This is a genomic window from [Bacteroides] pectinophilus (assembly GCA_025146925.1).
Taxonomy (GTDB): Bacteria; Bacillota; Clostridia; order Lachnospirales; family Lachnospiraceae; genus Bacteroides_F; species Bacteroides_F pectinophilus.
On record CP102260.1, the window covers coordinates 2767501 to 2790109 of the forward strand.

24 protein-coding genes (1 of these 24 cut by a window edge) are annotated in these 22609 nt (G+C 43.0%); 3 read left to right on the forward strand and 21 right to left on the reverse strand.

The window, feature by feature from the left end:
- The 7 genes from nspC to NQ488_13185 form a co-directional block, all read right to left on the reverse strand.
- A protein-coding gene (gene nspC / locus NQ488_13155) for a carboxynorspermidine decarboxylase (protein ID UWN95476.1) crosses the window boundary here: on the reverse strand, positions 1-221 show its start. Its footprint begins 1030 nt before the window's first position; the window shows 221 of its 1251 coding nt (coding positions 1-221); its start codon is at positions 219-221; its stop codon lies off the left edge, out of view.
- An 11-nt stretch (positions 222-232) separates the two neighbouring features.
- On the reverse strand, positions 233-1450 hold the full coding sequence (locus NQ488_13160) for a saccharopine dehydrogenase family protein (protein ID UWN95477.1): 1218 nt from the start codon (positions 1448-1450) through the stop codon (positions 233-235).
- 40 nt (positions 1451-1490) lie between these two features.
- A complete protein-coding gene (gene speE, locus NQ488_13165; GenBank protein UWN95478.1) occupies positions 1491-2336 on the reverse strand; it encodes a polyamine aminopropyltransferase in 846 nt (281 codons plus the stop codon).
- 1 nt (position 2337) lies between these two features.
- Positions 2338-3798 (reverse strand): aminotransferase class I/II-fold pyridoxal phosphate-dependent enzyme, encoded by a 1461-nt coding sequence (locus tag NQ488_13170; protein UWN97168.1) that lies wholly within the window; start codon positions 3796-3798, stop codon positions 2338-2340.
- 105 nt (positions 3799-3903) lie between these two features.
- Positions 3904-4692 (reverse strand): CvpA family protein, encoded by a 789-nt coding sequence (locus NQ488_13175; GenBank protein UWN95479.1) that lies wholly within the window; start codon positions 4690-4692, stop codon positions 3904-3906.
- A gap of 31 nt (positions 4693-4723) precedes the next feature.
- The gene (locus tag NQ488_13180; GenBank protein ID UWN95480.1) at positions 4724-6022 is read right to left on the reverse strand and encodes a DUF5711 family protein; all 1299 of its coding nucleotides are present in this window, start codon (positions 6020-6022) and stop codon (positions 4724-4726) included.
- 202 nt (positions 6023-6224) lie between these two features.
- A complete protein-coding gene (locus tag NQ488_13185) occupies positions 6225-7577 on the reverse strand; it encodes a LysM peptidoglycan-binding domain-containing protein (protein ID UWN95481.1) in 1353 nt (450 codons plus the stop codon).
- A gap of 244 nt (positions 7578-7821) precedes the next feature.
- Here NQ488_13185 and yyaC point away from each other — a divergent pair, with 244 nt between their 5' ends.
- Entirely contained in the window at positions 7822-8391 is a 570-nt protein-coding gene (gene yyaC, locus NQ488_13190; protein UWN95482.1) for a spore protease YyaC, read from the forward strand.
- Here yyaC and NQ488_13195 read toward each other — a convergent pair.
- The 3 genes from NQ488_13195 to NQ488_13205 form a co-directional block, all read right to left on the reverse strand.
- Positions 8360-9424, reverse strand: a complete 1065-nt coding sequence (locus NQ488_13195; GenBank protein ID UWN95483.1) for a PTS sugar transporter subunit IIC — start codon at positions 9422-9424, stop codon at positions 8360-8362. The two genes, yyaC and NQ488_13195, sit on opposite strands and share 32 nt — an antisense overlap.
- A 96-nt stretch (positions 9425-9520) precedes the next feature.
- A complete protein-coding gene (locus tag NQ488_13200; protein UWN95484.1) occupies positions 9521-10090 on the reverse strand; it encodes a transcription repressor NadR in 570 nt (189 codons plus the stop codon).
- A 21-nt stretch (positions 10091-10111) separates the two neighbouring features.
- A complete protein-coding gene (locus NQ488_13205) occupies positions 10112-10351 on the reverse strand; it encodes a hypothetical protein (GenBank protein ID UWN95485.1) in 240 nt (79 codons plus the stop codon).
- Between the two features lie 197 nt (positions 10352-10548).
- On the opposite strand from NQ488_13205, the gene NQ488_13210 reads away from it, so the two are divergent.
- Entirely contained in the window at positions 10549-10821 is a 273-nt protein-coding gene (locus tag NQ488_13210; GenBank protein ID UWN95486.1) for a hypothetical protein, read from the forward strand.
- Here NQ488_13210 and NQ488_13215 read toward each other — a convergent pair.
- The 6 genes from NQ488_13215 to NQ488_13240 form a co-directional block, all read right to left on the reverse strand.
- Positions 10818-11783 (reverse strand): D-2-hydroxyacid dehydrogenase, encoded by a 966-nt coding sequence (locus tag NQ488_13215; GenBank protein ID UWN95487.1) that lies wholly within the window; start codon positions 11781-11783, stop codon positions 10818-10820. The genes NQ488_13210 and NQ488_13215 overlap by 4 nt on opposite strands.
- A gap of 31 nt (positions 11784-11814) precedes the next feature.
- On the reverse strand, positions 11815-13161 hold the full coding sequence (locus tag NQ488_13220; GenBank protein ID UWN95488.1) for a glucose-6-phosphate isomerase: 1347 nt from the start codon (positions 13159-13161) through the stop codon (positions 11815-11817).
- 126 nt (positions 13162-13287) lie between these two features.
- Positions 13288-13491, reverse strand: a complete 204-nt coding sequence (locus tag NQ488_13225; GenBank protein ID UWN95489.1) for a hypothetical protein — start codon at positions 13489-13491, stop codon at positions 13288-13290.
- Positions 13492-13604: 113 nt separating this feature from the next.
- Positions 13605-14699 carry a hypothetical protein gene (locus NQ488_13230; GenBank protein ID UWN95490.1) on the reverse strand — a complete coding sequence of 365 codons (1095 nt, stop codon included), beginning with the start codon at positions 14697-14699 and terminating at the stop codon, positions 13605-13607.
- A 43-nt stretch (positions 14700-14742) separates the two neighbouring features.
- On the reverse strand, positions 14743-17028 hold the full coding sequence (locus NQ488_13235; GenBank protein UWN95491.1) for a hydratase: 2286 nt from the start codon (positions 17026-17028) through the stop codon (positions 14743-14745).
- A gap of 52 nt (positions 17029-17080) precedes the next feature.
- Positions 17081-17497, reverse strand: a complete 417-nt coding sequence (locus tag NQ488_13240) for an HIT family protein (GenBank protein ID UWN95492.1) — start codon at positions 17495-17497, stop codon at positions 17081-17083.
- A 127-nt stretch (positions 17498-17624) separates the two neighbouring features.
- Between NQ488_13240 and NQ488_13245 the strand changes: the two genes are divergently transcribed.
- On the forward strand, positions 17625-18362 hold the full coding sequence (locus tag NQ488_13245; protein UWN95493.1) for a sensor histidine kinase: 738 nt from the start codon (positions 17625-17627) through the stop codon (positions 18360-18362).
- Between the two features lie 14 nt (positions 18363-18376).
- Here the strand turns inward: NQ488_13245 and NQ488_13250 are convergent, their stop codons facing one another.
- The 5 genes from NQ488_13250 to NQ488_13270 are packed head-to-tail and all read right to left on the reverse strand — an operon-like array spanning position 18377 to position 22605.
- On the reverse strand, positions 18377-19366 hold the full coding sequence (locus NQ488_13250; protein ID UWN95494.1) for an SCP2 sterol-binding domain-containing protein: 990 nt from the start codon (positions 19364-19366) through the stop codon (positions 18377-18379).
- A 46-nt stretch (positions 19367-19412) separates the two neighbouring features.
- Positions 19413-20747, reverse strand: a complete 1335-nt coding sequence (locus NQ488_13255) for an FHA domain-containing protein (GenBank protein UWN95495.1) — start codon at positions 20745-20747, stop codon at positions 19413-19415.
- Positions 20748-20771: 24 nt separating this feature from the next.
- The gene (locus NQ488_13260; GenBank protein ID UWN95496.1) at positions 20772-21215 is read right to left on the reverse strand and encodes a hypothetical protein; all 444 of its coding nucleotides are present in this window, start codon (positions 21213-21215) and stop codon (positions 20772-20774) included.
- Complete coding sequence (locus tag NQ488_13265) at positions 21206-21640, reverse strand: prepilin peptidase (GenBank protein UWN95497.1); 435 nt, start codon at positions 21638-21640, stop codon at positions 21206-21208. Before NQ488_13265 ends, NQ488_13260 begins: the two co-directional genes overlap by 10 nt.
- Positions 21619-22605: a pilus assembly protein gene (locus NQ488_13270; GenBank protein ID UWN95498.1), complete on the reverse strand. Its 987-nt coding sequence runs from the start codon at positions 22603-22605 to the stop codon at positions 21619-21621. The genes NQ488_13265 and NQ488_13270 overlap by 22 nt, the downstream gene beginning before the upstream one ends.
- Positions 22606-22609: the final 4 nt, after the last annotated feature.

The following is a 22609-nucleotide window of genomic DNA, read 5'->3' on the forward strand; positions in this document are numbered from 1 at the left end:
TTACCCAGTCTCGCCTCATATAGTGAACTCGCTGTTGTCCCGCACAGATATCTTCCTATAAGCGGATATTCACAGAACATTGAGAATCCTTTCTGTGCAAGAAGTATACGACACCCCGTATCCTTAATAACATCAGCAAGTATCTCGAGATTATCCCTCAAAAGTCTCTCATCAACTACATACGCAGGTGTCTTAACCAAATCAAAATCTATATCGTACATCCAAATCTCCATTAATCAACAAGTACAGGATCAAAATCTTCCTTCCATGGAAGTCCCCACTTGTTGAGTGCCTCCATGAACGGATCCGGGTCAAACTCCTCTATATTATGGACGCCCGGTGTATTCCATCTGCCCGTCATAACCATCATCGCACCAATCATCGCAGGCACACCCGTTGTATATGAGATTGCCTGTGAACCTACCTCCTTGTAGCATTCCTGGTGGTCACATACATTATAGAGGTAGTATTTTTTATATTTGCCATCCTTTTTGCCCTGGAAAATGCATCCTATATTGGTCTTGCCTACTGTTCTCGGTCCTAAAGATGCAGGGTCAGGCAGTACTGCCTTAAGGAACTGCAACGGAACTATCTGCTTTCCCTCGAATTCAATAGGCTCAATAGATGTCATTCCGACATCCTCAAGACATTTAAGATGTGTAAGATAGCTTTGTCCAAATGTCATGAAGAAGCGTATGCGCTTAATGCCATTTATATTAATTCCGAGAGACTCCAGCTCCTCATGATGAAGAAGATACATGTCCTTTTCGCCAACCTGGTCAAAATTGTACACTCTCTTAATCTCCATAGGCTTAGTCTCTACCCAGTGTCCGTCCTCCCAATAGCTTCCGTTAGCTGATACCTCACGGATGTTAATCTCAGGGTTAAAGTTGGTTGCAAACGGATATCCATGGTCTCCGCCATTGCAGTCGAGGATATCAATGTAATTAATCTCATCAAACTGATGCTTCATTGCATATGCAGAGAATACACCTGTAACACCCGGATCAAAGCCTGAACCGAGCAGTGCGGTTATTCCTGCTTTTTCAAACTTCTCGCGGTATGCCCACTGCCATGAATACTCAAACTTGGCCGTATCCTCAGGCTCATAGTTAGCTGTATCAACATAGTGTGTCTTTGTTTCAAGGCATGCATCCATAATTGTAAGGTCCTGATAAGGAAGTGCAAGATTAAGCACCACATCCGGCTTGTAGCTGTTAATAAGTTCTACAAGTTCAGGCACATTATCAGCATTCACCTGCGCTGTTGTTATCTTTGTGCTTCCTTCCTGCGTGCCATACCGGCGTTCGCACTGTTCCTTAATTGCATCACACTTTGACTTCGTTCTGCTCGCAATACAGATTTCATTAAAAACTTCCGAATTCTGGCAGCATTTGTGAATTGCCACGCCTGCTACTCCGCCTGCGCCGATTATTAAAGCTCTTCCCATATTTTTATCTCCAATCTGTTATTAAATATATTTATCATTACTACATATCAAGAAGCTGCTTGACGTATGTGGGCAGATAAAAACTGCCCTTATGAAGGTCGGTATTATAATACCTCGTATTAATTCCGAGTCTGTTCCACTCATCTTCCCTTAAGTCAGCTATTGGGTCGTACTTCTTGGAAGCAAAACCGAACAGCCAGTGTCCCGAAGGGTATGAAGGAATATGGCACTGATACACCGTGCTGTAAGGAAATACAATCTTTATCTGCTTATGTGCCTTCTGTACCGATCTGGAATGTTCGCTGTAATAAGGACTTTCATGCTGGTTAATAAGTATGCCGTCCTCTCTGAGCGCTTTGTAACAGGTTCCGTAGAACTCCCTTGTAAACAGGCCTTCCGCCGGTCCGTACGGATCCGCACAGTCAACTATGATAAGGTCATATTCATCCTTCATCATTCTCACATACCTGAGACTTTCCTCAAAATGCATATGCACTCTCGGGTCATCCAGTCTGCATGATGTCTCCCAGAAATGCTCCAGGCACATATCAGTAACTTTCTTGTCTATCTCTACCATATCAATATGTTCAATCGTGTCATATTTGCAGAGTTCCCTGATAGTTCCGCCATCACCCGCACCTATCACAAGCACATCCCTGACATGCGGATGCACGGCCATCGGCACATGCGTAATCATCTCATGATAGATAAATTCATCCTTCTGTGTAATCATAAGCTCGCCGTCAAGGACAAGCACCTTGCCGAACTCACTCGTCTTTAAAATGTCTATTCTCTGGAATTCGCTCTCGCAGCTTGCAATCTGCTGTTCAACTTTCATAGAAAAACGCACATTTTTAGTGTGCTGGTCCGTATACCATAACTCCACTCTAATTACCGCCTTTCTCATCTACAACATTTATATACTCAAGATTCATATCCTGGGTACCCGTCATAAGGCAGCCCTTTTCCTTGGCATACTCAATGTAATTAATAATCTCCTGGGTGATCATCTCACCCGGTGCAAGTATAGGTATTCCCGGAGGATAACACATTACGAACTCGCCACACACCCTGTCTTTGGTCTCTCTGAGCAAAAGCGGCTGCTTGCGGCTGTAAAATGCTTTGTTCGGTCCCATTACAATCTTCGGGTTAATGTACTCATGGTCAAACAGCCCCGTTATCTCACTTTCATGCAGACGCTTTATCTCAGAAAGCGCCGATATAAGCCGTTCAATCTCAAGATTACGGTCGCCGCCGGATATAATTGCGAGTATATTGCCAATATCACCGAACTCTATCTGTATTCCATAGTCATCCCTTAACAGATCATATACTTCAATTCCGGCAAGCCCTATATCCCTTGTATGTACCGAAAGCTTGGTTGTATCAAAATCATACACGGTATCACCGTTAATAAGTTCAATTCCAAATGCATAATATCCGCCGAGCTTATTAATCTCCCTGCGCGCATACTCTGCATACTCCCTTGATTTGTTAACCAGATATCTGCCGTTAAGGCTCATATTCTTTCTTGCAATATCAAGTGATGACAGCAGAAGATATGAACCGCTGGTAGTCTGCGTAAGATTAATTATCTGTCTGACATAATCGGCATTAACCGTATTTTTCGTAAGAAGAATTGCACTCTGCGTAAGTGAGCCGCCGGTCTTATGCATGCTGACTGCTGCCATATCCGCTCCTGCTTCCATTGCAGATACGGGCAGATTGTCCCCAAAGTAAAAATGCGTACCATGGGCTTCATCGGCAAGCACAAGCATTCCGTGCTCATGTGCTATCTTTACTATGCTTCTTATATCAGAGCATATTCCATAATATGTTGGGTTATTTACAAGAATCGCTTTTGCGTCAGGATTCTCTACAATTGCCCTGCGGACATCCTCAACAGACATCCCCAGAGGTATTCCGAGACGTTTGTTAACACCCGGATTGACATAAACAGGCATTGCGCCATTAACTACAAGTGCATTGATAGCACTTCTGTGCACATTACGGGGCATTATAATCTTATCTCCCGCCTCCGTACATGACATAATCATTGCCTGAACGGCTGCCGTAGCACCGTTCACTATAAAAAATGCTTCATCCGCACCAAACGCTTTTGCTGCAAGCGCCTGTGCATCTTTTATAACAGAAGTGGGGTGGCACAGGTTATCCAGAGGTTTCATTGAATTCATATCAAGCCTCATGGTATCCTCTCCCAGGAACTCTCTCAGTTCCTTATTACCTCTTCCCCCTTTGTGTCCCGGCACATCAAAATGAGCAAGCCTGTTAAGCCGCTGTTCTTCCAGCGCCTTGTGAATAGGCGTGTCAAACTGAGTGAGGGGCATGCCATCGTGAGACACAACTGTCTCTACATCAATCTCAGTGTTTTCCAATTTAGCTATCCGTCTCCTTCCTTTTCATCCTGCCGGCAGAGTGTACACATTGCGTTATCACCCCATTACTGCGCCGACAAGTATATTCATAATAATGTTGTTATTGTAGAGCCATGCAAGAAATGCATTATCATTAACGCAGGTCATTACAGCCTGTGAGAATGCAGTGTTATAGAGCACCGCTACCGCGACAAAGAACAGCCACACTATGAGCAGTGCCTTAATTATACCAAACAGTATTCCGAGAGTTTTATTAACCTCCTTTATTAGCGGAAGTCTGCTGATACCGTTGGCAAGTCTGAGTAAAAGTCTTATGACGACATATACGACCGCAAATACAATGATATAACATGCCGAACTGATTATCATTCCGGCAATTCTGACAGCCACGAATCCCGTTATTGCGTCTTCAAGCTTTGATGCCGTATTATTGGCGCTTCCCGATATTGTGCCCCCTATTGCAGCAGAAGCTACTTTATCCCGGACAGCTTCCGGAAGCGGAATCTGCTGTATGACTTCTTCTATAAAATCATCAAATTTCCCACCAAGTTCACTTATGTCAATGCTTCCGGCATCTGATATACCTGCCTCTTCCCCGGCAGACTCAATAGCCTGGGACACAACGCCCCTGCTCTTAAGGCTGTCATATGTATTCTGCCTGATAGTCTCATAAATGGCAGTATTATCCATAACATAACCGCTAAGCGCAGGTGCCGCTGCCGAAGTCACAACAACGCTTCCTATCATCGCCGCAAAAGACATAACTATCATAATCATGCCTCGTCTCCAGCCGGACCACGCATATAATGCAAATACCGCTATAATAAGAATTAATAACCAGTTCATATTTTCTCCATTCCCAGATGCACAGCATCAGCTATTTTAAACGTATTTCCTGAACATAGGTTGAATTGACAACCATATAACTGCCTCTCGAACCTGCCGACAGAATCTCCTCTACAGGAAGATCAAACCGAAGATTCGCAAGCTGCTTTCCTTTAATATTCATAAGTGTAAATGTATTGTCGTTATACAGAATTATACTGTCATTGTCAAACTTGATTGTATCGTATGAAGTATTAAATGCCGTCTCACTGACTTTATTGCCTGAATTATCGTATACCATAAGCTTAAAGTTATCACCGGACTCCTTATTCTCCATAAGTATCCCTATATACCTGCTGCTTGTAAATACACGCTCTATATTGCCGTCAAGCTTAATCTCCTTCTGAAGATTAGGGAACTCTTTAATCTTGTAAATGCTTAAGACATCCTCTCCGATTGCAATTGCACATGTATCACTTAAAAAATCCACCTCAGGAACTATCGTGCTGTCATAGTGGTTAAAGCCGCCGACAACACGCTCCGTCTCATTCTGTCCTACATCCGAAAAATTATAGAATACGACATTAGTCTTAATTGATTCACCGCTTACATATACATATGATGCAATAAGCTTTGTCATATCCTCGGAAATGCTTATGTTAAGCGGATATCCGTCTCCCGAGAGTGTCGTCTTAACACTGTATACCTTCTCACCCGAAGGCTCATACATATTGATATAGTTGGAAGACGTATCTTCAAGCACTGCCGCCACAAGTCCTGTTCCGCCCACATCTATCTGTGATATTGAAAGCGATGTATCTATGGAACCCAGCATTCCTTTGGTGTTAAATACATATATTGTACTTCCGTTGATATCGCCGACAGCAAGGCACTCCTTACAGGTTACAAGCTGTGGTGACTTCATCTCATACGTCTGGTTCCAGATTGCATTGCCTTTATAATCATAATATATAATTCCGTCATTGCTGCACTTTACATAACCGTCAGCAAATTCGTAATACTTAACATTCTGTACATCATCACGCGTAACAGAATTAACTATTGTATATCCCGAATATGTATGATTGTCCACATTGGAAATGATATACACCACTCCCAGCGCTGCCAGCGCAAGCACTGCGATTCCCGCTATCACGCTCCTTATTCTGTGCATCTTAAGCTGTCTTGAATAATCCTCGTCATCAAATGTATCGTCATACTCCGTGTCATCAGGAGCATTCTTCCCCTTCTGTGCAGACGGCGGCAACGGCTGTACGTTAAAGCGTGACTTGCCGGATACCACGTTGCTTTTCTGTTCCTTCATCTTTTTATATTCTCTTATATCTGCCATCCGATTGCCAACTCCCGCAAATTGTGTTAAATCGCGTCAATTGCGTACAGACGCTATTTCCAATAATTATACAGCACATGATATTCTACGTCAATTTTGAATAAGTCCCGGGAGCCATATTTTACATTTGTAAAATGCAGCAACCGGGACTACTGTTTTGTGTCTGTTTTAACTTGTTAATAAAAATCTGTATAAAATGTTACTATGGAAGGAGCAGCTCCTGCCCTATAAATATCTTGTCAGGGTTGTCCATCCTGTTTATCTCCATAATATCTTTGTATTTCTGGGTGTCGCCATATGCTGTCTTACAGATGCTCATAAGCGTATCGCCCTGCACTACTATATATGTCCTCGCCGGCTGTGACACAGATGCGCTGACTGTGGTGTCCGCAGCTGACGGACGGACGGCTGATGCCTGACTGCTGACATCTGTGGGCAGGACTGACGCCTGACGGTCTGATGTCTGTGATTCATTCTGTGACGGCTGCCGGCCTGCCGTCCCGCTTACGGCTGCTTTTGTCTCAGCAATACTCTCCGTTACAGGCGCATTAGCTACAGCTGTTGTCGGATATACATTGCCATCTATCTTAGTTACAGGTGTTCCGGTAAGATTATCATAATCCGTACCTTCAACATTCATATTGGCAATTTCTTTTGCTATGCGGCTCATAGATGCATCAAGCGTCTGCATTTTTTCATAACTGTTCATCATATTTATCCCGATGACCGTAACAACAACTATCATGAACGCAAATATTCCATACATAAGTGACATATTCTGATGCTTTACCGCATCAGCCTTCTTCTCCCGGATGATGCTTCTGAAATTAGTTATCACACTGTCATCTACATTTTCATCCACACTTCTTGCAGGCCTGCTTGCGAGCATATACTCCTGCATTGATTCATTCTTTTCATAAAAACATATAAAACCGCTCTGGCGCTCAAGCCGCCCCTTGTCTACCATATAGAAATATTCTTCCTGTTCATGTGTATCCACAAGGAACATGACTTTGGCAGCACCCGAAAAATTATCAAAATGAATCTTCTGCAATGACGGTATCAGTGCGGGATTCTCGCAATCAGTAACCACCCGGCTCTGTTCATCACATAAGAACCACCCGATTATCTCCTGCCCCTTAAAATATTTTTCTGCCGAATCATAGAGATTCTTCCAGATCTCAGGGCTGAATCTTACATCGTCGTCGCTGTCTGGGCCGTCACCGTACTCTTTATCGTCAAATGTTCCTTCATCAAGCTGTTTCTCCCGTTCTGTAATTACCCTTACGGCACTCCTTACGAATATAGATGTTTCCCCTGCGCTCTTATGTGTTTCCCCAAGAAGTATTCCATAGAACCTGACACCGTAAGCCGCATATCCGGGCTTGTCCTTTGCCAGTGAGACAAGGTATGTATACACATAGTCTTCTATGTATATCCGCCTTCCCGGCTGCGGCTCACCAATCTGTCTGATATTCTTCGGTATCCTGCACTGCGGTGATGCTGTCTGTGCATCCCCCGCCTTTGACTCATTTTCACATATAATTTCTATCACTTCATAATACCCCCGTTTCAGAACTTGAATTTATCCTTGTCATACAGGAAATATTATCATGTGATCTGTGCGGATTTTATCGTTTTGTGTCACGTATGACCTGCTATCAGCCGCAATTTTATACCAATTAATACGAAAATTTTGTATGCATAAAACCGGCTGAATATGCATATCATAATGCAAGGGCCGGATTGTCATAAAACCTTTGGCCTCACATTATATCGTTTTTATAAGGGGAACTTCAATGCCAGTATATTATGATTCAAGAGAATTTATGACACCCGATCTTATCGGCAGTGATATCAGCCGCATTCTGGATAAGAATATCGGTGCCACACAAAAGCTTGTTATTCTGTGTATCGGAAGCGACCGTTCAACAGGTGACTGCCTCGGACCACTCATAGGCTACAAGCTGGCACAGCTGATATCTCCTTCGGATGATGTAGCCGTATTCGGCACTCTCAGCCATCCTGTACATGCAGTCAATCTCCTTGAAACAATAAACCGTATCCACCGCATTTACAATGATCCTTTTATCATTGCTATCGATGCATCTCTCGGGCGGCGCGACCATATAGGATATATTACTCTCGGCAGTGGAGCTCTGCGTCCCGGACTTGGCGTAAAAAAAAAGCTGCCTGAAGTCGGCGATATCCACATAACCGGAATAGTTAACCTGTCCGGCGGTGTTGATACCGTCATACTTCAGACAACCCGTCTTGCGACCATTATGACACTTGCTGATGCAATAGCTTCCGGCCTTTCAAAAGCCATTCATTCCGTTACATGTCAAGCTTCATGTCCCCTTCTTTGATTATGCCCTTTTTGCGCATGAACTCCGATACTGCCAGTGCAATTACCGCAGGAAGCACAAAATGCATAAGAACTATCTCAATAAATGTAACTGCCGCAGATGTTGTCTGTGTCATCGTCTGCCATGCCATTATCTGGCCTACGAATCCGGCAGATCCCATTCCTGAGCCCGTCGCGTTATTAGTCATATGAAGCACTGCTGACGAAACCGGTCCCAGAACCGCACTTGATATAATTGCAGGAAGCCATACAACCGGCTTTCTTACGATATTAGGCACCTGAAGCATTGAGGTTCCAATTCCCTGTGCGATAAATCCGCCAAACTTATTCTCTCTGTAGCTTGCAACCGCAAATCCGATCATATTGCAGCAGCAGCCGACTGCTGCAGCACCTGCTGCGAGTCCCGACAGATTCATTGATATTCCTATTGCCGCCGAACTGATAGGAAGTGTAAGAATCATTCCCATTGCAACCGATACTATTATTCCGCCAATAACCGGTGACTGTTCCACGTTGACATTAACAATCATTCCGATCCAGTACATAAGCCTGGATATAGGTGGTCCGACAATATATCCGACTACTGCTCCCGATACTATGCTCAGGAACGGAGTAATTATGATATCCACAGGAGTCTTGCCTGATACAAGATGTCCAATCTCAATTGCTGCATACGCTGCAACAAACGCTCCAAGAGGTTCGCCCGGCTTTCCAAGTGCTATTGTTGTCATTGCGACATCAGGAAATGCACCAATAAGACCTGCAACTGCTGCAGCGATTGTAACAAGCGGTTTCTCCTTAAACTTGACTGCCACACCAACACCGATTCCGGCCCCCGTAAGTGACTTAGCTACACGGCTTATTGCAATAAGGTACAATCCGGCCGTCTGTGCTGCCGGAGCCTGTATTCCCATTATAAGGTCACCTATCTGGGCAATGATTGTACCTATGATAAGCGTTGAGAACAGTCCGAGTGCCATTCCGCTTAAACCGTCAATAAAAATGTGATTCAGTATCTTTTTTACCTTTTCCATATATCCTCCTATACAGCTGTAATGTCAACTGTCTTGTCAGATGATAACACACAATAAAAAATCCCGCAAGGACTTTTTATGGAACAATATCCACTGTTATCCTGCGGGATGAAGATAGCCCCTTTTCTTAAGCTCCTCTTCTATTATATCAAGATCTTCTTCACTATTGGCGACCACCGTGTGATAATGCACTCCGTTAGTCAGCCCGTTAAGCGGTCTGTCATGATTATCCGGCGAATTCAGCCGTGCAAGGAAATCCTTCACATCTTTCCTTGAGTTAATTATCAGATCCACCGTGATCTGCCCGTATATATAATGCTCAACTATTACATCGCTTACTTTGCCGTTGTTATCCACAATGCAGTTGAGCTCATCCTCTATCTGATCATCCGTATGGCTCACGCAGAAAGTTCTCCGCACCTTTGAATCTTTTTCAGCAAATAAAATATATCCCTTGTTCGTTGAAAGAATGCTCTTGTCAACAGCCCTCAGCAAAGCTATATCCTGCACTATAACCTGTCTGCTTACACCAAGTCTTTCTGCCAGTTCCGCTCCCGATATCGGGGCATTACTGTCCGCAAGCATCTGTATAATCCTGTCACGCCTTTTATCGCCTTCCATCATCTGTTCTCCCTTCATCCGGAATTCTGAATTTATCTTAACCATATTATTTCAAAAATGCAATATCTATTTTCCTCCTCTGTGGCAGTCCTTCATCCGGCAGTCTGTTTCCTGTGTTTTACATTTATCTGCGCACTTAAGCGGCGTTCCGAATGCATAGATTTTTTTATATTTCTCATCTTTGTCTGCCGGAGATTCTCCCTCAGGTATAAGACCCGTACATTCATGCGCCGACACCGCGTCGCTTAAGTCAAGATAGTCAATATCCGTGTGATAATAGTCTTTTTTATCATCATTTATCGCCATACTAATCCTCCATTCCGCAGGCACAAAGTGCCCACTCACACAATAATTGTTCCTCAAGTCTTAGTATTTAATACATGCGGCACCGCCGAACGCTGATAAAATAAATACAAATGTCCGTTTACAATGCCATGTTTTAATGTATAATGTGAGATATATTAACCATAAACATATTATAGTAGATTGGAGATATAGCAGAAATGTTCCGTATGTGGTGTAAATGCTTTGATGACAGAGGTCATCTTCTTAAAGATATGGTAGTAGAAAATTCATCCCCTGATGAGTCACGCACTAAGAAGATATTCGATGCGCTTGACAGCGCATGTCATGAATTCGACCTGAGCAAACCTATATGGCTTGATTCCAATGTATCCGAATTCAAGCGTCACTCCAAAGTGCGTTTCACACAGGATAATTTTATTGATTCGATTGATTTTGCTTTTCTTGAAATTGAAGTTATCGAGGAGGATTAGCCGCCAATTACATTCCTGGCTTCTCCCCTTACAAATGCCGTTATATTCATGGCAACCTCATCCATGAGTCTCTGTCTGGCTTCCGTTGTTGCCCATGCACTGTGCGGCGTTATGAGAAGCTTCCTGCTGTCCTTAATATCAAGCAGCGGGTTATCGCATCTTACAGGCTCTGTCTCAAGTACATCAAGGCCTGCAGCAGCTATCATTCCGTCATTAAGCGCCTTCACAAGATCCTTTTCAACAACTATAGGGCCGCGTCCGACATTTATCATGACTGCACTCTTCTTCATGCGGCTGAATGCATTAATATCCATAAGGCCTTTTGTGTTCTCATTAAGAGGCGCATGTATGCTTATAATATCAGATTCAGCCAGCAGTTCATCAAAATCCACACGTCTGTAATGTTCATCCGAATGATGTCCCGATGTAGAATAATAGATGACATTGCATCCAAAGCTTTCAGCAATCTGTGCCACCTTGCGTCCAATCGTTCCAAGTCCGATGATTCCCCATGTCATGCCATACAGTTCATGAAACGGTTCTCCAAAATGTGTGAATATAGGGCAGTCTGCATATGCACCCGACTTCACATAGTCATCATAATATCTCATCTTCTCAACGAGGTAGAACATCATTGCAAATGTGTGCTGTACTACTGAATTAGTTGAATATCCCGCCACATTAGTCACCGTAATGCCGCGTTCCCCGGTATATGCAAGGTCAACATTATTATATCCTGTCGCAGTAAGGCAGATGAGCTTAACATTTGCAGCCATCTCAAGCGTGTATGCATTCATAGGTACTTTGTTGGCAATAACAATATCAGCATCCAGAGAAGCAAGACGCTGTCTTGCCTCATCCGGTGTGCTCATATCAAACTTTACAAATTCTCCAAGCTCTTCAATTCTGTCCAGATTCACATCTGTTCCGACTGTAAGAGCATCAAGCATAACTATCTTCATTAATTACCGCCTTAATTACCATCTTCAGATATTACATTCTCTTAAGGAGTTCTTCTCTTGCTTCCTCATATCCCGGCTTGCCGAGAAGTGCGAACATATTCTTCTTATAGCTCTCAACACCCGGCTGGTTAAACGGATTAACGCCAAGTATATATCCGCTGAGGCCGCATGCAAACTCAAAGAAGTAGAACAGCTCGCCAAGATAGAACTCATTCTGCTCAGGTATGTTAACAATTGCATTAGGCACATTACCATCCGTGTGTGCAAGAATAGTACCGTTCATCGCGCTCTTATTTACAAAATCAACTGTCCTTCCTGCAAGGTAATTAAGTCCGTCAAGGTCTTCGTCCTCTGCTTCAATAGTGAGACTGCATCTAGGAGACTCAACATTGAGAACTGTCTCAAACATTATTCTTGCGCCGTCCTGAATAAACTGTCCCATTGAGTGAAGATCCGTTGTAAGGTCAACACTTGCAGGGAAAAGACCCTTGCCATCCTTGCCTTCGCTCTCGCCCATAAGCTGTTTCCACCACTCAAGTGTGTAATGCAGGCTCGGTTCATAATCGCAGAGAATCTCAACTGACTTGCCCTTGCGCAGAAGAATGTTACGGACTGCCGCATACAGCATTGAATCATTCTCCTCAAACGGTGCATTGAGACATCTCTCTCTTGCGGATGCAGCACCTTCCATAAGCTTATCAATATCTGCACCGCTTGCTGCAATTGCAAGAAGTCCTACTGCTGTCAGCACTGAGAAACGTCCGCCTACATCATCAGGTACAACGAATGTCTCATAACCTTCTGCCGTAGCAAGATTCTTTAAAGCTCCCTTAGCCTTGTCAGTAGTTGCATATATTCTCTTTGCAGCCTCTTCCTTGCCATACTTCTTCTCAAGCATCTTCTTGAATATACGGAATGCTATTGCAGGCTCTGTTGTAGTTCCTGACTTTGATATAATATTTACAGAAAAATCCCTGTCGCCAATAACATCTATAAGATTGGAAATGTATGTAGAACTTATTGAATTACCAACAAAATATATCTCAGGAGTCTTACGTATCTCCTTAGATACTGAATTATAGAAATTGTGACGGAGGAACTCAATTGCTGCCCTCGCACCAAGATATGAACCGCCTATTCCGATTACCACAAGCACCTCAGAATCAGACTGTATCTTAGCCGCTGCCTGCTTAATTCTTGCAAATTCATCCTTATCATAGTCTACAGGAAGATCTATCCATCCAAGATAATCATTACCTGCCCCGCTCTTAGACAGAAGTACCTTCTTAGCCTCTTCTGTTATAGCCTTCATAGACTCCATCTCATGGTCTCTGATAAACCCCTTTGCTCTTGAATAATCATACGTTACCTTTGCCATATTAATCCTCCATTCCACTCCGCAGTTTTCTTGAAATATTAATTAATGCATCAGCCGGTTCAGAAGCCTTCCCCTCCGGCATCACTATCTTTATTATAGTCATTTATCGTTAATTTTTCAACAATATTATCTGATATAACCAAATTGTGCCTCAATATCCGACATTTTCTTTTTCATTCTGCGGAAGTCAGCAAGTGATGCATATCTGTCCAGCTTTCTGATTATACTTCTGCCTCCCGCAATACCGGCAACTGATACCGTCAGGACAAGCACTGTGACAGCTGCCGTCACACATGCCGCATCATAATCTGATGCATATATGTTATACATAAAATCCCCTCCTTATAATGGACATGCTATCACTATCCATTATAAAGAGGGGATATTACAGTTAAAAGCAGATTACGTCTGCAATTTGCTACAACAAGCCACAAGTTTCGGATTTATTTGCGCTCATCATACACCATAAGTGCCTGACCTATAGTCTTTACATTGGTACTTCTCATTATCTCGTACAGAGAATCAAGCTTAGCCGATGATACAAACTCACTTCCGATATAAGCCTCATAGTTAGATGAAATATATATCTTCTGTTGTTTTACCCTGTCCTGAAGCTTCGACAGACTTGCCGCCTTTTCTTCAAGCTCAGTCTTCATCGCCTGGATTCTGTCCCTGTCACGGCTCTCAATCTCATCCACAATGTCCGGTCTGGTAGAATTGTCAAATTCTTCAAGAGCAATAGCTCTCTCACCTTCAATGCGTTCCACATCGGAATACAATTCACCAAGCTTGTCGTCAAAGCTCTCAAGACCGTACATTTCTTCGTTGGTGTCCTTCTTTATTGAGCGTCTTATTTTCTTAATCCTGCGTTTATTGGCATCAATCTTTTTCCTGGTTGTACGCACCCCAAGCATTGTCTCTGCGTGAGGAACAAATAATATGTCATTGATGCATTTGTATATGAAAAATCCAAGACATATTATAAGCAGGTATATTCCCGACATAACAAGCTTACTAAGCTCCGGAAATATCAGATTGATTATAAGGGGTACTGCACAGTAAAATACCGCAAACACAGCAATACAGATCAGTATATCCTTAATTCCCTTGGTAACAAATAATGCCAGATAAAGTCTGTTCCTGCACATTCTCGGTATTCTCTCAACCCTGAACGCCTCAAGAATCTGACTGTTCATCTCCTCATTATCCCTGGCAAGGTCCTCTGTCTCCATTGCAATGCGCTCTTTTATTCCTTTGCTCTTAGCCTTCTCGCGCTCTGCCTGAACCTGTTTTACCTTTTCCTTATCGATATCAATGGCATTGTTAAATCCGGCAGCCACATCATCACGTCTCTTCTTCACAGTGGCATCAACTTCATCTTTAACATTCTTACACATCACATCGATATTCTTTGACAGGCTTGATACACTCTGGTTGAGCGCATAAAGTCTGTCGCAGTTGCCCTCATATTCCTTAACGTCACTTCTTACCTGTGCAAGCACATTAATGTCACCTGCAAGTATATTCTGATCTGCCATAAGCTTCACCTCATGTATTATACATGTACTATAGCATTACCTGTTAGTTATTCCTGTAAAAGTTAATAAGGCATCCGTCAAGGATAATCTGTCTCTCATCATCTGTAAGGTCGCCTACAGTAAGTTCGAATTCCTTAAGTGAATCTCCGACAACATATGCCTTGATTACATCATCCTTATTCCTGATTGCATCTACTATTCCCGGTACAAATATATAATCTCCGTTAGCAAACGGAAGCTCACCATCCTTAATAATGAATGGAAGCATGCCCCAGTTAATAAGATTAGAACGATATCTCTTCGTTGCATACTCATTAGCTATGTTAGCCCATCCGCCAAGAACCTTCTGGCATGACGCAGCCTGCTCTCTGGCTGATCCGTCACCAGGCTTAACTGCAAATATTGTACTTCCTATTGCTATTGTGTCCCTGCTTATCTTATATGATTCCTTAATCTTATCCATGACAGGCTTAAGTTCAGGGAATGCCTCTGCAGGACAGTTACCTGCAACTCTTGCTTCTTCAGCCTTCTTAACTTCCTTGGCACGTCCTACATATGCCGGATCCTTTCTTGAGAGTGTGAACTCTGCAAGGCCTATTGGGTTAGATCTGAATGATGATGTCTCACCCGAAGGAATAAGCTCATCAGTTGTAGTTACCGGATCATGTATCTCTGATACAACCTTAAGGAGCAGATTCTCAGGAAGTGGCTCCATTGCAGGCCAGTCCTTAATATTAGGACCAAACTTTATCTCCACAGACGGATCTGCTACTCCGTGGCTGTCAAATACTCTGTTCTCATATATTGTCTTGTCAAAGAAATACTTAGGATTCTTATACTCAACATCCATATCCGTTGCTGCTGTAAGGAAGCCCTTATTAGCCGCTGTTGCCGCAATAGAACGCGCGTCCATAAGTGCAACTGATGCAATCTGACCGTTCTGAAGCTTAGAGCCTTCACGGTTAGGGAAGTTACGTGTTGAATGTCTGATTGAAAATGCATTATTAGCCGGTGTATCACCTGCACCAAAGCAAGGACCGCAGAATGCAGTCTTAACGATTGCACCTGTCTGCATAAGATCAGCAAGCGCTCCGTTCCTGGCAATCTCCATATAGATAGGAGTACTTGCAGGATATACGCTGAGCGTAAATTCATCATCGCCTATACTCTTGCCGCGGAGTATGTCTGCTGCTGCACAGATATTCTCAAAACCGCCGCCTGCACATCCCGCAATGATACCCTGGTCAACATAAAGCTTACCGTCTATAACCTTGTTCTTAAGTGTAAAGTCAACCTGTCCGTCAAGGCTTACCTTGGCACGCTTCTCAACATCATCAAGGATATCCATAAGGTTGGCATTAAGTTCTTCAATAGTATATGTGTTGCTTGGGTGGAATGGCATTGCTATCATCGGCTTAATCTCGCTTAAGTTAACATATACAACTCCATCATAGTAAGCAACATCTGCAGGATTAAGTTCTGCAAAATCAGCGCTTCTTCCATGAATGTCATAGAATTCCTTAATTCTGTCATCAGTTCTCCAGATAGATGACAGGCATGTTGTCTCTGTTGTCATAACATCAACGCCAATACGGAAATCAGCGCTAAGGTTAGATACACCAGGGCCTACGAATTCCATTACCTTATTCTTAACATAACCGTTGCCGAATACCTTACCGATAATTGCAAGTGCAACGTCCTGAGGACCTACACCCTTCATCGGCTCTCCTGTAAGATAGATTGCAACTACGCCCGGCATCTTTATGTCATATGTCTTATTAAGGAGCTGCTTAACAAGCTCAGGTCCGCCTTCACCCATAGCCATTGTTCCGAGAGCACCGTAACGTGTATGACTGTCTGAGCCCAATATCATCTTACCGCCGCCTGCAAGCATCTCTCTTGCAAACTGATGAATTACAGCCTGATGAGGAGGTACATACACTCCACCATACTTCTTGGCACATGTAAGGCCAAACATGTGATCATCTTCATTAATTGTTCCGCCCACTGCGCAAAGACTGTTATGACAGTTGGTAAGTACATATGGGATAGGAAACTTCTCAAGTCCTGAAGCTCTTGCTGTCTGGATAATTCCTACAAATGTAATGTCATGTGAAGTAAGCTTATCGAACTTAATCTGAAGCTGCTCCATATTGCCTGATGTATTATGCTTTTCAAGAATCGAATATGCCATTGTACCCTTAGCAGCCTCTTCCTTAGAAGGTACACTGCCAAGCTTTGATGCAAGTATTGCCTGTACATCAGCATTATCTTCAATTATCTCAGTTCCATGAAGCAGATATGCTCCACCATCACTTAAATTGATCATTTTATGCTCTCCTTGTATTATGGAAAAAATTTTATCAGTATTATATCATCAGTTACTGCTGTGACGCAAGTTTTTCAATGAGATCATGCGCAAGCTTTTCATCAAGCTTGCCTTCCTGCCACTTCAAGCTGACCGAGTCACCTTTATATCTTGGAATGATATGCATATGAAAATGAAATACAGTCTGTCCTGCAATCTCTCCGTTATTCTGGAGAAGGTTCATTCCGTCACATCCAAGCTCATCATTAAGGAACTTCGCAATCTTTGACGCAACTGCAAATACGTGTCCGGCAGTCTTTTCATCCATTGAAAATATATTGTCAAAATGTTCCTTTGGAACAACAAGTACATGTCCTCTTGTTGCAGGGCCGAGATCGAATATTACCTTAACAATGTCATCCTCATATAATGCATTCGTTGGGATATCCCCATTTGCAAGTTTACAAAAAATACAATCATCCTTTTTCATTATGAATAATCCTCCTTTTTCCGCATTATGTGCAGTCGAACTTTGTCGATTTGTCAGCATTTACCGCCGGCATTTTTTATTATATACTTAAATCATACTAATAATCAATGGAGAGGAGCTCATAAATATGCCTTTTTCTGACAATGACAACAAGCTTATTAATAAAATGAAAACCGAGGCTCCCGAATTCTACGATCTGTTCATGCGTACATGTAATATATATGAGTGTCAGGCATCAAGCGCATCACACGATATACTGAATCATATCACCGTACTTCACGGAACCCTTCAGGTTCTTGAACACCGCTCCAATGATATCAAACATGACCCTGTATGGATGAATTTCAGTAAGGCGCTTCACTCTCTGATTGACTATATTAATACGACATCTGAGCTTCGTTATTCACGCCACTGCAACAAAAGCTACTTTGATATTCTGGATATATTATGGAATATTCCTCTTAATCTTGATGATATGTTTGAAACTATAGGTGAAACCCACTCCCGCAATTACAGGCTTGATTTTCCTGAACAGTTCCCTCTTGTATATGCCGACTGTGACAGAATTAACTCTGCACTTCTTGCAATAGCACGCAATGCTGTCGAGGCTACTGATGAGGGTGATGATATCATAATAAGTGCATCACTGGATGATAACGTATTATCTGTTGTTGTAACTGATTATGGCTGCGGATTCTCAGAAGATGCATTATCGCATGTGTTCCATGCATTTGAAAGTGAGAAGACCGGACATGCCGGTGTAGGACTTGCCATAGCAAGAGCAGTTGCCAGTGCACACGGCGGCAGTGTAAGCATAACACCGCTTGCCACCGGTACATCTGTAACTTTCAGCTTTAGAATATAATTTGAATATTATAATTAAAATTTGAATATCTCATCGAGCGTTCTCAGTATTCTGAAATCTCCCTTGGCTGTCATAGCACCTGTCATGAACGCTCGCTGGAATGTCATTCTTCCATATACTATATCATCAAACACCTGCTGTTCCATCTTTCCCACGACATCCGCATTATTGCTTCCTTCGCTCACCAGAGAGATATCTGCATTCTGCCCGTTAGCTTTGATACTTACAGTCTTCTGCTTATCGCTTATTACAATAATATAAGAAGCGTCAAATCCGTTCCTGCCTTCGTAATGCGTCTTAAGCGTTGATATGTAATAATCGTCTCCGCCTCTCTGCTCATCATCGAGCATCTCCATGAACATTCCTGCAAGATCCTGTATATCCTGCTTCTGAGTTGCAACGAACTTATCATTGGCAACAAACCTGGATAACTGTTCGCTCTCCTGTGGCGTAAGCTGGAGTGTCTCCTTCATAAGTGCCCTCTTCATCGCTGCGTTGCTTGACGGAAATGTCTTAACCTGCTGTGACACAGTCCTGTACACATTCTCTGCCATCTTCTCTACAAGTGCCGTTGTATCATCCTCAAGTTCAGCCGCATCCTCATCAACATATGCACAGATTCCGTTCATTGCTTTACCGCCAAGAATCTCCCATGCGTTAGAAAGCGTAAGTGCCGCCTCCCTCTCTCCGTAGGTCTTCGCCATAACGACAGGGAACATGTATATTGAAGCTATCTTATCCTTATCACCGTAAAGCCAGCAGGCATCGAGAAAGTCCTGCATAATTCCGCCTATTCCGAACCATTCTACCGTAACCGCAAGTATGACGGCATCTGCATCCTTAAGCGTCTGTGGAAGTGTTGTAATTGAACTTCTCAGCTCATGGAGGTCATACCTTGACACATGTACCTTAAGCTCGTCAAGTACATCCTGAACCTTACCAAGCACTGACAGCGTCGGGTCTTCTACCATACCTCTTCCGCCATAATATATATTAACATTCATTCCTTACATTCCCTCTCTTATCAATGAATTACATAGCTCAAGAATATCATATCGGATTTGAATTTACAACCCTGTAGAGAGATGCTGCAAATGTTATAACATCGCCGTTATTAAGCCTCTCCGGCTCATTCGGTATAAGCCTTCTGCCATTGACATATGTGCCGTTGCCGGAGTACAGATCCTTCACCACAACTTCTTCATTCTCAATACTGATCTGTGCGTGCATCCTGCTTACATACGCATCATCAATAAACACATCCGCCTCCATACCATGCCTGCCGATAACACATGGCAGCCGGTCAATTATAATCCTGCCATTTTCCGGATTATCATCATGCCACAATTCAAGCACATGTGTTACATTAGAGACAGCAGCATTACACAGTTTCCGTGTTGCATATACATCTTCCGAAACCGCATCCGGCTGCCTGTGCTGCTGTCTTTGCTGCTGCCTTTCGTGTTGATTCACCGGCGTTGTTTTCCCGGCTGCTTCTGCTGCCTTTGCCGCCTTTACTGCCTTTGCTGCCTTTGTTTCCTTTGTTTCCTTCCCCATACGTGATGCCATTGTATACATTGCAGCAGGTACTGCCATCAGAACTATAGCGGATATCAGAGGAATTCTCACCGGAAACCGCGAGCTGAACACCTGGCTTAATATGATAAACACACTTATGATTACGGCAATGCATCTGACGATACCCGGATTAACATTAATAAGTTCCGTATTCTTTATCGGCGCATGTTCACTGTGTCCTATCTTCAAATCCGGTGCTTTGTCCTCAGCAGCTCCATCCTTTCCACATTCTTCTGCCGGCACGCAGCTATTATGTAAATCTCTGGAATTTCCCTGTATAATATCTACAAGCTCCATAATCGTTATATTGCTTCTTCGCGTATGCTGATATGCTTCATAGAATCTCACAGTATCTTCACGTCTTCCATACTGCATATGCTCCATGTAATACTCAAACAGATGCTGCAGCTTTACATTAACAGGCGTGGTTTCCCCGGGTACATATACAAACCCGGCTTTTCGGCTGTCAGAATCCCACATAATATATTGCGGCTCAAGTACAATACCATCCCTGTCAAGAAAATACTCATCAAGCGCCACAAGTGTTCTGTCAAGACACTTTAATATGTCAAGAATAACATCCGTTCCGCTGTTCTCCCTGCTTCCGATATCTTTTAACGATTCATATCCATGTGTATCATAATAATATGCAATCCTGTTATTAACACTCTGTGCATGCATATCCAGAATTCCTTTTATTCTGTTATTCCTGAGCATTCCGGTTATATACGGGGGAATCTCCCCCTCAACCTCCGGATATATTTCGATATAACTGTTATTATCTTCATTTATAAATCTGCCTTCCACAAAATTCCCTCCGCATATATGCAACTATCCAATTATATTCTTTGCAGCATTAATAAGCCTTATAAATTCCGGCGGTGAATTCACCGTAATATCTGCCCCCGCACTCACATTATGTTTTTTCGTAATACGTGATATCATGTCAGGAGTATTGCCGTAACACACAACCGAAACCATCTTTTTCCCATCCTGCACTTCCAGCCTTACATTACGCATTGATATCGTCTTCTCCGCAGCATATATCTGCCCTGCATCACATATATTTTTCTTTACGATATTCCTGTCAGCCCCTGACATTACCGCATAGTCAGACAGCTCCATCTCAGCTTTTACGCCAAGCTTCAGTGCTGTACTTTTGGCAATCAGATTATCATGAATATACAGATCAAGCATTATCAATGATACCGTTATAATTACAAAAAGCGGCACTATAACTGCATTTTCCACAGTAATTGAACCCCTCAGCCGCATAATATCACCCCCACATATCCTGCCAGCAGATAAGGTATGAATGCTATAGTGCTTTTTTTCTTCACCTTTCCTGCCATAAGTAAAGCAGGCATCATTACCGCAGCTATCGTACCTGCAAACATGAGCGCCATAACTGACACATACACTCCCCCAGCAGCACCAATAACCATAAGCACCAGCCCATCTCCGCTTCCTATTGCCTGTCCCGTCATTACACTCAGCATAATGATGAATGCTCCGGGAAGCATTCCGCATAATATATCTTTCCACCCCATATTGCCGCATATCAGATTGCACGCTGCCAATGCTGCAAGCACTGTAACAGCGCATACCGCCGATATATTTCTATGTCTGTAGTCGACTACCGCTTCCACTCCGAGAAATACTACAAGAATAGCATTAATTATGTACCACATTTGCTGCATTGCCGCATTCCTTTCACCGATGTTTTTAATACCTTGATTACATTGCGTCTTATCTTAGGGCAACTACTATTTGAATGATACCTGCCGCCATATTCCGTAATATATACTTCGGACAGGCCACCGCAATCCGTCCCACAATATTCGCATCTGTAATATATGCCTCCGCTTTTATTACGCAGCTTATTCACAGATACCGAAGATACCTTACTGACAGCTATGTCTATATATGTACATGCCCTGTCCGTATGATATACATCACCATCCTGCGTTACATATACATATTCCTGTGTGTTGCTTTCAGAAGCACTGTCCTTTGCATACATATCACTTCCTGTCCACGCACTGACACACACTTTCTGGGTAAATGTCCTTATCGCGACTCCAAATACATCAAAAGGATTCCTCATGGCATATCTTACTTCAAGTTCGATATCATTATTACCGTCACGTATTTTGGAACCCGTCATTATATATCCTGCATTACCGCCGCTTATATGCATTTTTTCCGCATAATCCGCACCCGTCTCCCTGATAAACAGTGCATATACGGCTGCAATATCAATACCTCTTTCCAGTATGGATTTTTCCGGAAATGCATCTGCCACATTTTGATTTGATGATATCGCGCCATCACTGTCATCTCCGTTTTGCAGGCAGTCAGACAGATATGCATAACGTGCCAGCAGTCTGCACTCGTTATACAGACTTTCCTGTATATGAAGCTGCACTGACAACATCTGCATAATATACATGACCGCAGTAACCGCATATATAAACAGCGGCATCACAAGCGCTGCCTCAACAGTTGCGGAAGCTGATAAGTATGCCCTGTGCACGTTGGGCGAAACGATACACGATATGTTATTTTTATTATATCTGACCGGTTTTGCTTCCTTTTGTTCCTTTCTGCCATTATGGCCTGCATATATTCTGTTAATAGTTGCATTGATATATCTTCCGGGCATACTT

Excerpts from the sequence above, each read along its gene's own strand:
- NQ488_13170 (UWN97168.1), bottom strand. The coding sequence starts at position 3,798 with ATGCCCCTCACTCAGTTTGACACGCCTATTCACAAGGCGCTGGAAGAA.
- NQ488_13270 (UWN95498.1), bottom strand. The coding sequence starts at position 22,605 with ATGCCCGGAAGATATATCAATGCAACTATTAACAGAATATATGCAGGC.
- yyaC (UWN95482.1), top strand. The coding sequence starts at position 7,822 with ATGCCAGTATATTATGATTCAAGAGAATTTATGACACCCGATCTTATC.
- NQ488_13215 (UWN95487.1), bottom strand. The coding sequence starts at position 11,783 with ATGAAGATAGTTATGCTTGATGCTCTTACAGTCGGAACAGATGTGAAT.
- NQ488_13210 (UWN95486.1), top strand. The coding sequence starts at position 10,549 with ATGTTCCGTATGTGGTGTAAATGCTTTGATGACAGAGGTCATCTTCTT.
- NQ488_13250 (UWN95494.1), bottom strand. The coding sequence starts at position 19,366 with ATGAATGTTAATATATATTATGGCGGAAGAGGTATGGTAGAAGACCCG.
- NQ488_13240 (UWN95492.1), bottom strand. The coding sequence starts at position 17,497 with ATGAAAAAGGATGATTGTATTTTTTGTAAACTTGCAAATGGGGATATC.
- NQ488_13230 (UWN95490.1), bottom strand. The coding sequence starts at position 14,699 with ATGGCAGATCAGAATATACTTGCAGGTGACATTAATGTGCTTGCACAG.
- NQ488_13175 (UWN95479.1), bottom strand. The coding sequence starts at position 4,692 with ATGAACTGGTTATTAATTCTTATTATAGCGGTATTTGCATTATATGCG.
- NQ488_13205 (UWN95485.1), bottom strand. The coding sequence starts at position 10,351 with ATGGCGATAAATGATGATAAAAAAGACTATTATCACACGGATATTGAC.
- NQ488_13220 (UWN95488.1), bottom strand. The coding sequence starts at position 13,161 with ATGGCAAAGGTAACGTATGATTATTCAAGAGCAAAGGGGTTTATCAGA.
- NQ488_13260 (UWN95496.1), bottom strand. The coding sequence starts at position 21,215 with ATGCGGCTGAGGGGTTCAATTACTGTGGAAAATGCAGTTATAGTGCCG.
- NQ488_13195 (UWN95483.1), bottom strand. The coding sequence starts at position 9,424 with ATGGAAAAGGTAAAAAAGATACTGAATCACATTTTTATTGACGGTTTA.
- NQ488_13180 (UWN95480.1), bottom strand. The coding sequence starts at position 6,022 with ATGGCAGATATAAGAGAATATAAAAAGATGAAGGAACAGAAAAGCAAC.
- NQ488_13245 (UWN95493.1), top strand. The coding sequence starts at position 17,625 with ATGCCTTTTTCTGACAATGACAACAAGCTTATTAATAAAATGAAAACC.
- NQ488_13200 (UWN95484.1), bottom strand. The coding sequence starts at position 10,090 with ATGGTTAAGATAAATTCAGAATTCCGGATGAAGGGAGAACAGATGATG.
- NQ488_13235 (UWN95491.1), bottom strand. The coding sequence starts at position 17,028 with ATGATCAATTTAAGTGATGGTGGAGCATATCTGCTTCATGGAACTGAG.
- NQ488_13265 (UWN95497.1), bottom strand. The coding sequence starts at position 21,640 with ATGCAGCAAATGTGGTACATAATTAATGCTATTCTTGTAGTATTTCTC.
- NQ488_13225 (UWN95489.1), bottom strand. The coding sequence starts at position 13,491 with ATGTATAACATATATGCATCAGATTATGATGCGGCATGTGTGACGGCA.
- NQ488_13160 (UWN95477.1), bottom strand. The coding sequence starts at position 1,450 with ATGGGAAGAGCTTTAATAATCGGCGCAGGCGGAGTAGCAGGCGTGGCA.